This is a genomic window from Roseateles sp. (genome assembly GCF_047654805.1).
Lineage (GTDB): Bacteria > Pseudomonadota > Gammaproteobacteria > Burkholderiales > Burkholderiaceae_C > Pelomonas.
Genome location: NZ_JASGIV010000001.1, coordinates 969858 through 985094, shown reverse-complemented (window position 1 = coordinate 985094; position 15237 = coordinate 969858). Strand labels below are relative to the sequence as shown.

The 15237-nt window shown below is 67.6% G+C and carries 14 protein-coding genes; 1 reads left to right on the top strand and 13 read right to left on the bottom strand.

Going from position 1 to position 15237, the window contains the following annotated elements; genetic code table 11:
• Positions 1–18: 18 nt before the first annotated feature.
• Both QM732_RS04470 and QM732_RS04465 read right to left on the bottom strand, forming a co-directional pair.
• The gene (locus QM732_RS04470; protein ID WP_415654989.1) at positions 19–1992 is read right to left on the bottom strand and encodes a M3 family metallopeptidase; all 1974 of its coding nucleotides are present in this window, start codon (positions 1990–1992) and stop codon (positions 19–21) included.
• A gap of 65 nt (positions 1993–2057) precedes the next feature.
• Positions 2058–3950 carry a propionate--CoA ligase gene (locus QM732_RS04465; protein WP_415654988.1) on the bottom strand — a complete coding sequence of 631 codons (1893 nt, stop codon included), beginning with the start codon at positions 3948–3950 and terminating at the stop codon, positions 2058–2060.
• A gap of 237 nt (positions 3951–4187) precedes the next feature.
• On the opposite strand from QM732_RS04465, the gene QM732_RS04460 reads away from it, so the two are divergent.
• A complete protein-coding gene (locus QM732_RS04460; protein WP_415654987.1) occupies positions 4188–4910 on the top strand; it encodes a C40 family peptidase in 723 nt (240 codons plus the stop codon).
• An 18-nt stretch (positions 4911–4928) separates the two neighbouring features.
• Here QM732_RS04460 and paaZ read toward each other — a convergent pair whose 3' ends face one another.
• From paaZ to QM732_RS04405, 11 genes are all read right to left on the bottom strand, one after another.
• Positions 4929–6977 carry a phenylacetic acid degradation bifunctional protein PaaZ gene (paaZ, locus tag QM732_RS04455; protein ID WP_415654986.1) on the bottom strand — a complete coding sequence of 683 codons (2049 nt, stop codon included), beginning with the start codon at positions 6975–6977 and terminating at the stop codon, positions 4929–4931.
• Between the two features lie 99 nt (positions 6978–7076).
• The gene (locus QM732_RS04450) at positions 7077–8222 is read right to left on the bottom strand and encodes an ABC transporter substrate-binding protein (RefSeq protein WP_415654985.1); all 1146 of its coding nucleotides are present in this window, start codon (positions 8220–8222) and stop codon (positions 7077–7079) included.
• A 21-nt stretch (positions 8223–8243) separates the two neighbouring features.
• Complete coding sequence (locus QM732_RS04445; protein ID WP_415654984.1) at positions 8244–8861, bottom strand: TetR/AcrR family transcriptional regulator; 618 nt, start codon at positions 8859–8861, stop codon at positions 8244–8246.
• A 143-nt stretch (positions 8862–9004) separates the two neighbouring features.
• A complete protein-coding gene (paaE, locus tag QM732_RS04440; protein WP_415654983.1) occupies positions 9005–10066 on the bottom strand; it encodes a 1,2-phenylacetyl-CoA epoxidase subunit PaaE in 1062 nt (353 codons plus the stop codon).
• A gap of 7 nt (positions 10067–10073) precedes the next feature.
• The gene (paaD, locus tag QM732_RS04435) at positions 10074–10550 is read right to left on the bottom strand and encodes a 1,2-phenylacetyl-CoA epoxidase subunit PaaD (RefSeq protein ID WP_415654982.1); all 477 of its coding nucleotides are present in this window, start codon (positions 10548–10550) and stop codon (positions 10074–10076) included.
• A complete protein-coding gene (paaC, locus tag QM732_RS04430; protein WP_415654981.1) occupies positions 10547–11317 on the bottom strand; it encodes a 1,2-phenylacetyl-CoA epoxidase subunit PaaC in 771 nt (256 codons plus the stop codon). The genes paaD and paaC overlap by 4 nt, the downstream gene beginning before the upstream one ends.
• Positions 11317–11610 carry a 1,2-phenylacetyl-CoA epoxidase subunit PaaB gene (gene paaB / locus QM732_RS04425; protein ID WP_415654980.1) on the bottom strand — a complete coding sequence of 98 codons (294 nt, stop codon included), beginning with the start codon at positions 11608–11610 and terminating at the stop codon, positions 11317–11319. Before paaB ends, paaC begins: the two co-directional genes overlap by 1 nt.
• A gap of 11 nt (positions 11611–11621) precedes the next feature.
• Positions 11622–12626: a 1,2-phenylacetyl-CoA epoxidase subunit PaaA gene (gene paaA / locus QM732_RS04420; protein ID WP_415654979.1), complete on the bottom strand. Its 1005-nt coding sequence runs from the start codon at positions 12624–12626 to the stop codon at positions 11622–11624.
• A 12-nt stretch (positions 12627–12638) separates the two neighbouring features.
• Complete coding sequence (paaK, locus tag QM732_RS04415) at positions 12639–13937, bottom strand: phenylacetate--CoA ligase PaaK (protein ID WP_415654978.1); 1299 nt, start codon at positions 13935–13937, stop codon at positions 12639–12641.
• Positions 13934–14362, bottom strand: a complete 429-nt coding sequence (paaI, locus tag QM732_RS04410) for a hydroxyphenylacetyl-CoA thioesterase PaaI (protein WP_415654977.1) — start codon at positions 14360–14362, stop codon at positions 13934–13936. The genes paaK and paaI overlap by 4 nt, the downstream gene beginning before the upstream one ends.
• The gene (locus tag QM732_RS04405) at positions 14362–15165 is read right to left on the bottom strand and encodes an enoyl-CoA hydratase-related protein (protein ID WP_415654976.1); all 804 of its coding nucleotides are present in this window, start codon (positions 15163–15165) and stop codon (positions 14362–14364) included. Before QM732_RS04405 ends, paaI begins: the two co-directional genes overlap by 1 nt.
• Between the last annotated feature and the right edge of the window lie 72 nt (positions 15166–15237).

Genomic DNA, 15237 nt, shown 5'->3' with positions numbered 1-15237 from the left:
GAAGGCCGCTGACGCGGCCTACTTCTTCAGGTACTCGAAGAAGGCCTGCGAGTTGGACTCGCGGCCCAGGAAGTCCTTGACCAGCTCCGGCGCAGGCTTCTGCGCGCCCTGGCCCAGCACCAGGTCGCGATAGCGCTTGCCGACGGAGGCGTCCAGCTTGTCTGCCGCGAAGGCGGTGCGCAGGTCCATCGCCACGACCAGGCTCCACAGATAGCCGTAGTAGCCTGCGCCATAGCCGCCCGCGATGTGGGCGAAGCCGGCCGGGAACATCGTGCCCTGCACATGACCCAACGGTGTCGCGCCTTCCATCTTGGCCCACAGTGGCATGGGTTCGGGCTTGGCGCTTTGGTGCAGCGCGATGTCGTAGCTGGCGTAAAGATGCTGGCGCCCGAACTGGCTGCCCTTGCCGTACTGCTTGGCCGCCTTGGCCTGCTCCACCATCGCATCCGGCACGGGCTTGCAGCTCGGGCAGACTTCCTGCATCAGCTTGAGCACCTGCTTGTCGTAAACCCAGTCCTCCAGCATCTGCGACGGCGCCTCGACGAAGTCGAGCATGACCGTCGTACCAGCCGTCCCCGCGTAACGGGTGCTGGACAGGTTCACGTGCACCGCATGGCCCAGCTCGTGCAGCAGGGTCTCCACCTCATCCAGCGTCAGGCCGTTACGGTCGAAGTTGACCACCAGGGACGCCACTGGCGTGCGAGCGATGCGCGTGGCGCTGCCACGCAGCGGCCAGACGGCGGCGTGGTTGTACTTGCCATCGCGCGGATAGAGGTCCACGTACATCTGGGCGATGGGCTTGCCCGAGGCCGCATCGCTGACCACGTAGGTCTGGGCTTCGTCGTGCCAGAGCTTGTTGTCGACACGCTGGTACTTCACGCCCATCGTCTTCTCGATGATGCGCAGCGCGAACTCCAGGCTGGCCTGCGGCGGGAAGTAGGGGCGGAACGCGTTCTGGTCGACACTGAACTTCTGCAGTTTGACGCGTTCGCTGTAGAAAGTGGCATCCCAGCGCTCGACCTTGGTCTGCTCCAGCGGCGTACCGACGTGCTGGGCCTTGGCGGCGCGCAGTTCCTGCAGTTCGCTCTTCTCGCGCTCGTTGACGGCACCCGTGACGGCGTCAAGGAAACGCGTGGCGGTCGCACCGTCCTTGGCCATGCGCCGGCGCAGGTTGAAGTCGACATAGTTGTCGAAGCCGAAGAGCTTTGCGTACTCACCGCGCAGCGTGACGATTTGCGCCAGCAGGTCGAGGTTGGCCTGGCCGCCCTCGTTGGTCTTGGCCAGCCACATCCGCTGGCGCGCCTCGCCGCTCTCGGCCAGGCGCATGACGGGCACATAGCTCGGGTAGTCCACACCCAGCAGGATGCGGCCCTGGTCGTCGCGCTTGGCCTTGGCCCACACGCTCTCGGGCACGCCCTTCAACTCGGCCTCGGTGAAGGCCACGCGGGTGCCGGCGTCGCGGATATTCTTGTTGAACTGCTGGTCCAGCTCGGTCAGCTTGTCCAGGATCTGCTTGGCGCGCTCGCGCTTGGCCTTGGGCAGGGCGACGCCGCTGTCCTCGAACTGGCCCGAGGCCAGGCGCACGAACTCGGCATCGATGCCATCCTTCTTGGGCACCTTCTGCAGCGCGCGGTAGACCTTCTCGTTCTGGCCCAGGCTGGAGCCGAAGTCGGCCCAGCGCAGCGAGCAGGCCTGGGCGGCGTCGCGGATGGCCTTGTCGGCGTGGACATTCAGGATGAAATCGTTGGGTCCCTGGTGGTCTTCCAGAAAGACCACGAGGTCGTCGTAGGCGGCCAGCCAGCCAGCATCGACCTTGCGCTTCTCCAATGCGGCGACGCGTTGCTTGGCGCCCTTGAGTCCGTCGTCGCAACGGCTCTGCACATCGGCAGTGGAGCCGAAGGTCGGGAAGTTGGGGGCCGGCAGCTTGGGCTGGGCCTGGGCGGCAACGGCGCTCAACGCCAATGCGGCAAGGGTGGTCAGGACGGGCTTCATCGCGTCTCCTTGTGGGAAGGGCGCGATTCTCTCGGTCCTGCCGCGTTCAGCCGTTCGGCACGCCCCTATTTCTGCAGCAGGGTTTTCACCTGGGCGAGAGCGTTGGGATCGTCCAGCGTCGTCAAGTCCCCCGGATCACGCCCCTCGGCGACGGCCTGCAAGGCACGGCGCAGCAGCTTGCCCGAGCGGGTCTTGGGGAGCACGCCGACGAAATGCACCCGCGCCGGACGAGCAACGGCACCAAGCTGCCCGTCAACGTGCTTCATGATCTCGCCCTCCAACGCCAAGCTGGCCTGGGCGGGGTCGCGCAGCACCGCGAAAGCGATGGCTACCTGGCCCTTGAGCTGGTCCGCCACGCCCACCACCGCCACCTCGGCCACCGCGGCGTGGCTGGAGATGCTCTCCTCGATCTCACGCGTGCCCAGGCGGTGGCCGGCCACGTTGATGACGTCGTCGGTGCGGCCGAGAATGAAGGTGTAGCCATCCTCGTCGCGCAGGCCCCAGTCGAAGGTCGAATAGACCTGCCGGCCCGGCACGCTGCTCCAGTACGTGCGCACGAAGCGCTCGTCGTCGCCCCAGACCGTCTGCAGGCAGCCCGGCGGCAGCGGGTGCTCGATGGCGAGCACGCCCTTCTGGTTGGGGCCGGTCAGCGGCTCCCCGGTCTGCTCGTCCAGCAGCTTCACGTCGTAGCCGTACATGGGCAGGCCAGGTGAGCCGAAGCGCGTGGGCACCGGCGCGACGCCGGGGATGTGGTTGGCCACCGTGAGCAGCGGCCAGCCCGTCTCGGTCTGCCAGTAGTTGTCGACGATGGGCACGCCCAGAGCATCGGCGATCCAGCGGCCCGTGGGCTCGTCCAGCGGCTCGCCGGCCAGGAAGAGCGCGCGCAATGACGACAGGTCGTGGCGCTTCAGCAGCGCCGGATCATGCTTCTTGAGCACGCGCACCGCGGTCGGCGCGCTGAACATCACCGTGACCTTGTACTTCTCGACCAGGCTCCACCAGATGGCGGCGTCAGGGTTGACAGGCAGGCCTTCATACATGAGCGTGGCCATGCCGGCGATCAGCGGGCCGTAGATGATGTAGCTGTGGCCCACGACCCAGCCGATGTCGCTGGTGGAGAAGTAGGTCTCGCCGGCCTTGCCGCCGAAGATGTAGTCCATGCTGGTGGCCAGCGCCACCGCGTACCCGCCCACGTCACGCTGCACGCCCTTCGGCTTGCCGGTGGTGCCGCTCGTGTAGAGCGTGTAGCTGATGCTGTTGGACTCCAGCCAGGCCACCGGCACACGGGTGCCGGCGTGCTGGCTGCGTTGCGCCGCGTAGTCCAGGTCGCGCCCCTGGACCGGCGTGAACGCAGCCAGGCCGCGGTCCACCATCAACACCTTGGCCGGCTTCTGGACGGCCAGCGCGATGGCCTCGTCCAGCAGCGGCTTGTAGGGCACCACCTTGCCGCCGCGACTGCCGGCATCGGCGCTGACGATGAGCTTGGGCGAGGCATCGTCGATGCGGCTGCCCAGGCTCACCGACGCGAAGCCGCCGAACACCACCGAGTGGATCGCGCCGATGCGGGCACAGGCCAGCATCGCGAAGGCCGCCTCTGGAATCATGGGCATGTAGATCAGCACGCGGTCACCCTGCCCCACGCCCTGGGCGACCAGGATGGCGGCCATGGTCTCGACCTCGGCCTGCAGCTGGGCGAAGCTGTAGACGACCTCCTTGCCCACCTCGGTGGACACCCAGATCAGCGCGGCGTCATCCGGCCGTGCGGCGGCGTGGCGGTCCACGGCGTTGTGGCAGAGGTTGGTGGTGCCGCCGACGAACCACTTTGCGAACGGCGGGCGGCTGCTGTCGCAGACCTGCTGCGGCGGCACCTGCCAGTCGATGCGGCGGGCCTGCTCGGCCCAGAAGGCGTCGCGCTCGGTCAGCGAGCGCTGATGGAAGTCGGCGTAGGTCTGCGTCATGCCAGCCAGTGTGCGCAGCGGGCACTGACGTCAGTCTGACCCCGTGGCATCCGTGACAAAATCCAGGGTTACTACGGAGTTCACGCCCGACGAAGCCGGGGTTTGCCCTGAAAATAGCTGGCTTTACGTCCGCTTTGATTGACGGTGCCGGATGCCCTCTCTAACCTCCGCGCCGCTGTCCCGTTCCCGCTATCGCGACCGCCTGCGGTCCGCCCCTGATCCCGCACCCCTTCCCGCATGTCCCTGGCCCCCGTTGCCCTGCTGAAGCGCCTTGCCTCCGCCTGCCTGCTGGCCGCCGGTTGTGCCGCGCATGCGCAGGGCGTGGCGCATGCCGCGACGACTCCGCCGCCGGGAACGATGACGGGCGCCTACGGCCAGAGCCTGCAACAGCAGCAGGCCGCCGCGGACAAGGCCACCACGCAAGCCGCCCCAGCCGGCAGGCACGCACCGACCCAGGACGCCGTCAGCCGCTTCCTGAGCGAGCGCGGCCTGCTGAACGGCGGTGCGGAGCCCAGCGGCTCATCCCGGCTGCTGGCCAGCGTGCGTGACACCGCCTCCGAGCTGGTGCTGTCGGCGATGAACTTCCTCGGCGTGCGCTACAAGCTCGGTGGCAACTCGGTCGAGAACGGCTTCGACTGCAGCGGCTTCACGCGTCACATCTTCGAGATGAGCGTGGGCCTCGTGCTGCCACGCCGTGCCGACGAGCAGGCCAGGGACAGCAGCCTGCTGTCCATCCGCCGCGATGAGCTCAAGCCCGGCGACCTCGTGTTCTTCAACACGATGCGGCGCACCTTCAGCCACGTGGGCATCTACGTCGGCGAGGGCAAGTTCATCCATGCCCCGCGCACAGGCAGTGCCGTGCGCGTGGAGGACATGCGCGACTCCTACTGGGCCAAGCGCTTCACCGGCGCCCGCCGCGCCGACCTGAAGGCGGCGGCGGAAGTGCCAGCCGCCCGCTGACCCGCCGCCCCGCGGGCCTCAGCCCGCGACCCGCTTCGCCACCAGCGTCAGGATCTCGTAGCTCGCGCACAGCTCGCCGCGCTGGTTGGTCACGGCCACGTCCCAGCCGATGACGCCTTGGGCGGGCTGATCGTCGCGCGGCGGGCGGTCGATCTTGCGCTTGGCGGTGAGGCGCGCCTGGATGGTGTCGCCGATGGCGACCGGCGTGACGAAACGCAGGTTCTCCAGGCCGTAGTTGGCCAGCACCGGGCCGGGCGCCGGGCTGACGAACAGGCCAGCGGCCGCCGACAGCACGAAGTAGCCATGCGCAATGCGTTGGCCGAATGGCGAGGCCTTGGCCGCGACGTCGTCGAAGTGCATGTAGAAGTAGTCGCCCGACAGCCCGCCGAACGCGACGATGTCAGCCTCGCCCACCGTGCGGCGGTGCGTGAGCAGGCTCATCCCGACCTCGACGTCCTCGAAGTAGCGGCGGAACGGATGGATGTCGCTTTCGGTGACGGCGCCACCACGCTGGTACTCGCCCGTGACGGCCGAGATCATCGTCGGCGAGCCCTGCACCGCACAACGCTGCAGGTAGTGCTTCACGGCGCGCAGGCCGCCAAGCTCCTCGCCGCCGCCAGCGCGGCCAGGGCCGCCGTGCTTCAGCTTGGGCAGTGGCGAGCCGTGGCCGGTGTTTTCCAGCGCAGCCTCGCGGTCCAGCACCAGCATGCGGCCATGCCAGGCGGCGAAGGTCGGCACAGCCTGCGCGGCAAGCGCCGGTGTCTTCGTGCAGACGGTGCCGACCAGGCTGCCACGGCCGAGAGTCGCCAAATGCAACGCCTCCTCGAAGTCGCCGTACGGCAACAGCGTCGTCACCGGGCCGAAAGCCTCCAGGTGGTGGGCGTCGCTGGATGCCGAATCCCGCGCCAGCAGCAGTGTCGGCGCGAAGAACGAGCCGTCGGATACGCCCTCGCCCTTGGGCGCGAAGCCATCGCGCTCGCTGAGCAGCAGCTCGCAGTTCTGCGCCAGCTGCGCGACGCGCTCGGCCACGTCGGCCTGCTGCGCCTTGCTGGCCAGCGCGCCCATGCGCACGCCTTCCACGGCCGGGTCGCCGACGACCGTCTTGGACAGCCGCGCCTTCAACGCGGTCGCGACCGCGTCGGTCAGGTGGCGCGGCACCAGCGTGCGGCGAATGGCCGTGCACTTCTGGCCCGCCTTGGCCGTCATCTCCCGGGCCACTTCCTTGATGAAGAGGTCGAACTCCGGATCGTCCGGCGTCACGTCGGGCGCGAGGATCGCGCAGTTCAGGCTGTCGGCCTCCGCATTGAAAGGGATGCTCTTCTTCAGCAGGTTCGGGTGGGCCTTCAGCATCAGCGCGGTGTCCGCGCTGCCGGTGAACGTGACGACGTCAGCCTCGTCGAGACGCTCGAACAGGTCGCCCGTGCCGCCCACGATGAGCTGCAGCGCGCCAGTGGGCACCAGGCCAGACTCGACGATCAGGCGCACGCAGGCCTCGGCGACATAGCTCGTCGCCGTGGCGGGCTTGACCAGGCAGGGCATGCCGGCCAGGAAGCTGGGGGCAAATTTCTCCAGCATCCCCCACATCGGGAAGTTGAACGCGTTGATGTGCAGCGCGACGCCGCGCTTGGGCACCAGCACGTGGCTGCCGATGAAGTGGTTGTTGGCACCCAGCCGCATGGGCGGCCCCTCGTGCAGCACGTTGCTGCTGGGCAGGTCCTTGCCCCCGATGGAGGCGTACGCGAACAACGTGCCGATGCCGCCCTCGATATCTATCCACGAGTCCGAACGCGTCGAGCCGGTATGGGCACTGATCGCGTAGAGCTGCTCCTTGCGCTCCATCAGGTAGGCCGCCAGCGCCTTGAGCACGCGGGCGCGGTCCTGGAAGTGCGTGCGCAGCAGGCCGGGCAGTGCGGTGCCGCGCGCGAAGGCCATCGCCTCGGCAAAGTCCAGACCTTCCTCGTGCGTGTACGCGACGACACGGCCATTGATTGCGCTGGCGAGCGGCTTGGCCGCGCGCTCGCCGACCCAGCGGCCGGCGATATAGCTCTGGAGTGTGGAAACTGCCATCTCTCTATCCTCAAGGCCGCGCACTGCGCCGGCCGTTCGACAGACCGCTCCCGAAAGGAGCGGTCCATGGGTGCCGCGGCTTGAACCGCGGCGAAGCACTTACTTGATGAGCTTCCAGGCGCCGTTCTGGATGGTCACCATCACGCGGGCGCGCTGGTCCAGGCCCAGATGGTCCTGCGGGGACATGTTGAACACGCCGTGCGCGCCGGCCACGTCCTTGACGTTCTCCAGCGCATCGCGAAGCGCGGCGCGGAAGGCGGGTGTGCCCGGCTGGGCCTTCTTCAGCGCTTCGGGAGCAGCGGCGGCGAGCAGCAGGCCGGCGTCCCAGGCGTGACCGCCAAAGGTGGACACGGAGCCCTTGCCGTTGGCGGCCTCGTACTTGGCGATGTAGTCCATCGCGCTCTTCTTCACCGGATGGTCTGCCGGCAGCTGCGAGGCCACCAGCACCGGACCGGACGGCAGCAACGTGCCTTCGACGTCCTTGCCGCCCACGCGCAGAAAGTCGTTGTTGGCGACGCCGTGGGTCTGGTAGATCTTGCCGGCGTAGCCGCGCTCCTTGAGCGCCTTCTGCGGCAGCGCTGCGGGTGTGCCCGAGCCGGCGATCAGGATCGCGTCCGGCCTTGCGGCGACCAGCTTGAGCACCTGGCCGGTGACCGACGTGTCCGTGCGGTTGTAGCGCTCGCTGGCGACGATGTTGAGCTTCTTCGTCGCGGCGATCTTCTGGAACTCGCCCCACCAGCCCTCGCCGTAGGCGTCGGCGAAGCCGATGAAAGCCACCGTCTTGGCGCCGTTGTCGGCCATGTGGGTCATGATGGCCAAAGTCATCATGATGTCGTTCTGCGGCGTCTTGAAGACCCACTTCTTCTTCGCGTCCATGGGCTCGACGATGCGGGCAGACGCGGCCATGGAGATCATCGGCGTGCCGGACTCGGACACCGCGTCGATCATCGCCAGCGAGTTGGGCGTGACGGTGGAGCCGATGACGATGTCGACCTTGTTCTCGGTGATGAACTTGCGCGTGTTGGCGACGGCCGTGGTCGTGTCGGAAGCGTCGTCCAGCACGATGTAGTTGACCTTCTGGCCGGCGATGGTCGTCGGCATCAGCGCGATGGTGTTCTTCTCGGGAATGCCCAGCGAGGCGGCCGGGCCGGTGGCCGAGACCGTGACGCCGACATTGATGTCGGCGTGCGCGGCCAGGCTCAGCGTGGCGGCCAGGGCCAGGGCGAGTTGCTTGAATTGCTTCATGGGGGTCGTCTCCTCGGTGGGTTATTGAATGAGGGCGGGCTGGCGCAGCTGTACCGCGCCGAGACCGCCGAAGAACAGGTCGCTGACCAGGGCCGCGAGCGCCTCGTGCGACAGGTCGCCGTCGGGACGCAGCCACGTGTGGGTCCAGTTGATCATGCCAAAAAGCAGCATGGTCAAGGGCTTGTGCAGCCCGGCTTCGCGCAATTCGGGCCGCACGCGGAACAGCGCCGTGGCGAACTCGGCGACGACGCGGCGCTCCACGTCCAGCAAGCGCTCGCGCTCCGCATCTACCAGAAAGCGGATCTCGCTGGTGAGCACACGGTGCTGGTCCTGGGCATCGGCATAGGCGAGCGTGAAACGCTCGATGAGGGCGCGTAGTTGCTCGTCGGGCGGGAGCGAACGCGCCTTCACCTCCTCCACCAGCTTCAGCAGCGCATGCACATGGCCATCGCAGATCTGCGCCAGCAGCTCCTGCTTGTCCTGGAAGTAGTGGTACAGCGTCGGCTTGGCGACGCCGCAGGCCTCGGCGACCTGGTTCATGGACGTCGCGCTGAAGCCCTGTTCGGCGAACAGGTGGGCAGCGGCGGCGAGGATGTCCTCGCGTTGGGCTTCAAATCCGGGGGCGCGTTTTCTGGCCATGTCAGTGAGCGGTTGCGGGCCGGGCACCGGGTCGCACCCTGGCCGACCCGCGCCGGCGATGCGCCTGCAGCACGATGCCGCAAGCCTCGCCGTCCCCAAAGGGGACCGGCCAAGGGTGTCCTTGGACGAGGGGCGCCATTGTTTCAGCGTTCGTCGAAGCTGATCACCACGCGTTCGGTCAGCGGGTGGGCCTGGCAGCTCAGGATGAAGCCGGCCGCGACCTCGTCCTTGTCCAAGGCGAAGTTCTTGTCCATGCGCACCTCGCCCTCCACGAGCTTGCAGCGGCAGGTGGAGCAGACCCCGCTCTTGCACGAGAACGGCACGTCCATGCCCTCGCGCGCGGCAGCGTCCAGCAGGCTGGGGTCCCCGGAATGGAACTCGATCTCCCGCGACAGGCCGTCACGGATGACGGTCACGCGCGCCTGGGGCGCGTCGCCGGGCTTGACCTCGTGCGGCACAGGCCGACCGGTCAGCGTCTCCGGCGTGCCGAAGCGCTCGATATGGATGCGCTCGGCCGGGACACCGGCTCCGCGCAGCGCCGCCTCGGCCTGGTCGTTCATCTCGAAAGGCCCGCAGACGAATACCTCGTCAACGCTGGCAGCCGGCACGGGGCCAGACAGGAAAACACTGAGCTTGCCTGCGTCAAGCCGGCCGCCGTACAGCGGCGCGTCCACGGCCTCGCGGCTGAAGATCAGGTGCAGCGACAGCCGCGTCATGAAGCGGTTCTTCAGGTCTTCGAGCTCTTCCTTGAACATCGTCGACGCGGTACGGCGGTTGGCGTAGATCAGCGTCGCACGCGCGGTGGGCTCGCGTTCCAGCAGCGCCGTCAGCAGGGCGATGATGGGCGTGATGCCCGAGCCGCCGGCGATGAAGAGCACGTGCCGGCCTTCGCCGCGCGCAGCCGGCAGCACGAAGCGCCCTTGCGGCGGATAGGACTCGATGACGTCGCCGGCCTTGAGCTGCTCGTGCACCCAGGTGGAGAAGGCCCCGCCTTCGACGCGGCGGATGCCGACCTGCAGGCGGCGGTCGGAGCATATGGAATAGCTGCGACGCAGCTCCTGCCCGCCCACGCTGGCACGCAGCGTCAGGTACTGGCCCGGCTCGAAGCCGAAGCCCTCGGCGGGCGCCTCGAAGCCGACGACCATCGCGTCGTCGGTGTCGCGCTCGACCGAAGTCACGCGCAGGGAGTGGAAATGCAGAGCCATCGTCGGATCAGATCGGCTTGAAGTATTCGAAGGGCTCGCCGCATTCGATGCAGCGCCACGTCGACTTGCACGCGGTGGAGCCGAAGCGGGAGAGTTGTTCCGTCCTGGCGCCATCGCAGCGCGGACAGCGCAGCCTGGGCACGACGCGGATGGCCTGCTCGGCGCTGCACTGCGGCGGCACGATGCCGTAGTGCTGCAGCTTCTCGCGGCCCTCAGGCGTGATCCAGTCCGTCGTCCAGGCCGGCGTGCGCTGCATCGTGACGGTCACGTCGCCAAACCCGGCCAGCGCGGCGCGCACGTCATCGGCGATCAGCTCAGTGGCCGGGCAGCCGCTGTAGGTGGGCGTCAGCACCACTTCCAGGCCAGCTTCGGTTTTGCGCAGATCACGCACGATGCCCAGCTCCACCAGGCTGATCGCCGGGATCTCGGGATCAGGCACGGCGGCAAGGCGCTCGCGAGCCGCTGCCAGGTCCACGAGGTTCACCACACGCCCCCGGGATAGCTGCGCTGCAGGAACTGCATCGTGCCCAGCATGTGGCCCATGTGCTCGCTATGGATGCCGTCGATGCCGCGCGGCTGCATCGCGCTGTCACGCGGCAGCGCAAGCGTGGCCTCCTGCATCAGCGTGCCCCAGCGGGCACGCCATTCAGGCTCCAGCTCCTTCCAGGCCGGCCCGACGCCGTCCACGCCGTCGGCGGCGAACAGCTCGTTGAAGTAGGGCCACAGCACGGCCAGCGCCGCCTGCATGCGGGCATTGGACTCGGGCGTGCCGTCACCCAGGCGCACGACCCAGTCGCTGGAATGCTGGCGGTGGTAGCGCACCTCCTTCAGCGACTTGGCGGCGATCCCGGCCAGCTCCGTGTCGACGCCGCCCTGCAGGCGCTCGTACAGGAGCTCCAGCCAGATCGCCATCGCCGCGTTGCGCAGCGTGGTCAGCGCAAAGTCGCGCCCGCCGCTGCCATCGCTCGGGCTGGCGGCGGCATTGGGCAGCTCGACGAGGACGACGTTGCGGTAGTCGCGCTCCTCGCGCAGGAAGGCGAGCTGGTCTTCGTCGCGGCCGGCGCCTTCGAGCTGGCCGGCGTGGGTCAGCAGCGCACGGGCCTGACCCAGCAGGTCCAGCGCGATGTTGGACAGCGCCAGGTCCTCCTCCAGCACGGGCGCATGGCCGGACCATTCGGACAGCCGCTGGCTGTGGATGAGGCAGGTGTCCGCAAGGCGCAGGACGTAGGTGGTCTTGGCGTCCATGGCCATCACATGTGGTTCAGTTCATCCGGCAGTTCGTAGAACGTCGGATGGCGGTAGACCTTGTCGTCGGCCGGCTCGAAGAGGCTGCCCTTCTCGGCCGGGTCACTGGCGACGATCTGCTCGGAGCGAACGACCCAGATGCTGGTGCCTTCCTGGCGACGCGTGTACACGTCGCGCGCCATCTGGATGGCCATGGCCGAATCGGCCGCATGCAGGCTGCCGCAATGCTTGTGGTCCAGGCCCGCCTTGCTGCGGACGAAGACTTCCCACAGCGGCCATTCGTTTTGCGTGTTGCTCATGTCGTGATCTTTCAGGCGGCCTGCGCCTTCGTGGCTTGCTTGCGTGCATGGGCCATGGCCGCATCGCGCACCCAGGCGCCCTCGTCCCAGGCCTTGTTGCGGGCGGCCAGGCGCTCGCGGTTGCAGGGGCCTTCACCGCCCACCACGCGCCAGAACTCTGCCCAGTCGATGGCGCCGAAGTCATAGCTGTCGCGCTCGGCGTTCCATTTCAGCGCCGGGTCCGGCACCGTCACGCCGAGAATCTCGGCCTGAGGGATGGTCGCATCGACGAACTTCTGGCGCAGCTGGTCGTTGGTAACGCGCTTGATTCCCCAGCGGATGCTCTGCTCGGAGTTGGGCGAATCCTTGTCGGCCGGGCCGAACATCATCAGCGAAGGCCACCACCAGCGGTTCACGGCGTCCTGCACCATGGCCTTTTGCTCGGCCGTGCCCTTTTGCATCATCACCAAGAGGCTCTCGTAACCCTGGCGCTGGTGGAAGCTCTCCTCGCGGCAGACGCGGATCATGGCCCGCGCATACGGTGCATAGGAGCATCGGCACAGCGGCACCTGGTTCATGATGGCCGCGCCATCCACCAGCCACCCGATGACGCCGATGTCAGCCCAGGTCAGCGTGGGGTAGTTGAAGATGGAGCTGTACTTGGCCTTGCCAGACAGCAGTGCGCCGGTCATCTCGTCGCGGCTGGTGCCCAGGGTCTCCGCAGCGGCATAGAGGTACAGGCCGTGGCCGCCCTCGTCCTGCACCTTGGCCAGCAGGATGGCCTTGCGCTTGAGCGTCGGTGCGCGCGTGATCCAGTTGCCCTCGGGCAGCATGCCGACGATCTCGCTGTGTGCATGCTGGCTGATCTGGCGCACCAGCGTCTTGCGGTAATGCTCGGGCATCCAGTCCTTGGCTTCGATGAAGTCCCCGGCGTCGATGCGGGCTTCAAACGCCTCCTCGCGGGCCAGCTCCTCGGCGCTCTTGACGACCTTGGGCTTGGCTTCCCGCGCCATCAGATCCATGGCTTGGGTGTACATGGTTGCGGCTCCTTACTTCTTGCGTTGGTCCACCACGCGACGGGCCTTGCCGACCAGCGTCCGTTCGATGGAGTTGTTCGGCTCGACCTGGATGCTGGCCGTCACGCCGATCAGGTTCTTGATGCGTTCGGCCAGCCGGCGGGCGATGCCATCGTCGGCCGCTCCCAGCGCCAGCTCGCAACGGATCAGCAGCTCGTCCAGGTGGCCGTCACGCGTGACGACGAGCTGGTACTGGCCGCCCAGGCCCTTCTCCTGCAGCACCAGCTCTTCGACCTGGGTCGGGAACAGGTTGACGCCGCGGATGATGAGCATGTCGTCGCTGCGTCCGACGATCTTGCCCATGCGGCGCATGCTGCGTGATGTGGGGGGCAGCAGGCGGGTCAGGTCGCGCGTGCGGTAGCGGATGACGGGCATGGCCTCCTTGGTCAGCGACGTGAAGACCAGCTCGCCCTCGGCCCCGTCGGGCAGCACCTCGCCGGTGTCGGGATCAATGATCTCGGGATAGAAATGGTCTTCCCAGATGGCCGGGCCGTCCTTGCTCTCCACGCATTCGCTGGCCACGCCGGGGCCCATCACCTCCGACAGGCCGTAGATGTCCACGGCATCGATGCCTGCGCCGGCCTCGATCTCCTTGCGCATGGCTTCGGTCCAGGGCTCTGCGCCGAAGATGCCGACCTTCAGCGACGATTCACGCGCATCCAGCCCCTGGCGGGCGAACTCCTCGATCAGCACCTGCATGTAGCTGGGCGTGACCATGATGATGTCGGGCTTGAAGTCGGTGATCAGCTGCACCTGCTTCTCGGTCTGGCCACCACTCATGGGGATGACCGTGCAGCCCAGGCGCTCGGCACCGTAGTGCGCGCCCAGGCCGCCAGTGAACAGGCCGTAACCGTAGGCGACATGCACCAGGTCGCCGGCACGTCCACCGGCGGCACGGATGGAGCGCGCGACCAGGTTGGCCCAGTTGTCGATGTCCTTCAGCGTGTAGCCGACTACGGTGGGCTTGCCCGTGGTGCCCGAGGACGCATGGATGCGCGCCAGCTTCTCGCGCGGCATGGCGAACATGCCGAAGGGGTAGTTCGCGCGCAGGTCGTGCTTGGTCGTGAACGGGAACCTGGCGACATCCGCGAGCGTCTTCAGCTCGGACGGATGCACACCCTTCTCGTCGAACTTGGCCTTGTAGTGCGGCACGTTGTCGTAGGCGTGCTGCAGGCTCCAGCGCAGGCGTTGCAGCTGCAGCGCCTGCAGTTCGTCACGACTGGCGGTTTCGATGGGATCGAGGTCGCCGGGGCGGGGAATCTTGACAGTCATGCTTCAAATACCTTGCGTTCGCCGAGGCGGTACGAACGGCCTCGGAACATGGCGATCAGGTCGCCGTTCTGGTTGCGTACGGTGATGTCGTACAGCCCCGTGCGACCGGCCAGCGATGTCTCCTCCGCCGTCGCCGTCAACACGTCATTCAACTTGGCACTCTTCAGAATGTCGATGCCAAAGCCCGAGGCCACCGTCAGCGCATTGCGGCTGTTGCATGCGAACGCGAACGCCGAGTCCGCCAGCGTGGCGATCAGGCCGCCATGGCAGATCGCGAAGCCGTTCAGCATGTCGGGCCGCACGGCCATGGTCAGCACGGCGCGCCCGGGTGCGATCTCGGCGATCTGCAGGCCCAGCATGCGGCTGGCGGCGTCGTCCGCGAACATCACGTCGCGGACCCTGTCGGCAATGGCTTGCGGCTCCATCAGCGGTCCTTGAACTCTGGCTTGCGCTTGTCGAGGAAGGCGGCCGCGCCCTCCTGATAGTCATAAGAGAAGCCCAGCTGGCTCTGCAACCCCGCTTCGCGCCTGAGCGCGGACTCGAAATCCAGCTTCAGCGCCTCGTCCATCGCGCGGCGTGTCTCGGCCAGCGCCCGGGTGGGCATGGCAGCCAGCTTCTGCGCCAGCGCCATCGCGATGTCGGGCAGTTCGGCGTCCGGCACAGCCCGGGCGATCAGCCCCAGCCGCTCGGCGTCCGCCGCCTTGAGCTTGTCGCCCAGCAGCGCCATCTCCAGGGCCTTCGCACGGCCCACCAGGCGGGGCAGCAGCCACGTGCCGCCACAGTCCGGGATCAGGCCGATCTTGGAGAAGGCCTGGATGAAGCTGGCGCTCTCACCGGCCACCACAAGGTCGCAGCCCAGCGCCACGCTGGCGCCCGCGCCGGCCGCCACGCCGTTGACGGCTGCGACGACCGGCACGGGCATGCTGCGCAGGCGCAGCGCCAGCGGGATGTAGTAGTGCTCCAGCAGATGGCCGATGTCCTTGGGTGGAGCGCCGGGGTCACGGCTGGGTGCCACATGCGGGTCGGCCAGGTCCTGGCCGGCACTGAAGGCGCGGCCGGCGCCGGTGATCAGCACACAGCGGACATCGCCTTCTTCGGCTGCCGCCTCCAGTGCCTCGCGCAACTGGCCCAGCATGCCGGTCGTGAACGCGTTCAGCGCCTCGGGGCGGTTCAGGCGCAGCAGGCGGACGGCGCCCTGCTGCTCGATCTGGATCAGATGTTCGGACATGGATTAATTTCTCTACCGACCGGTCGGTTAATCCTAGAAGCCTGCTTGATCTGGATCAAGGGGTGGGTGGGA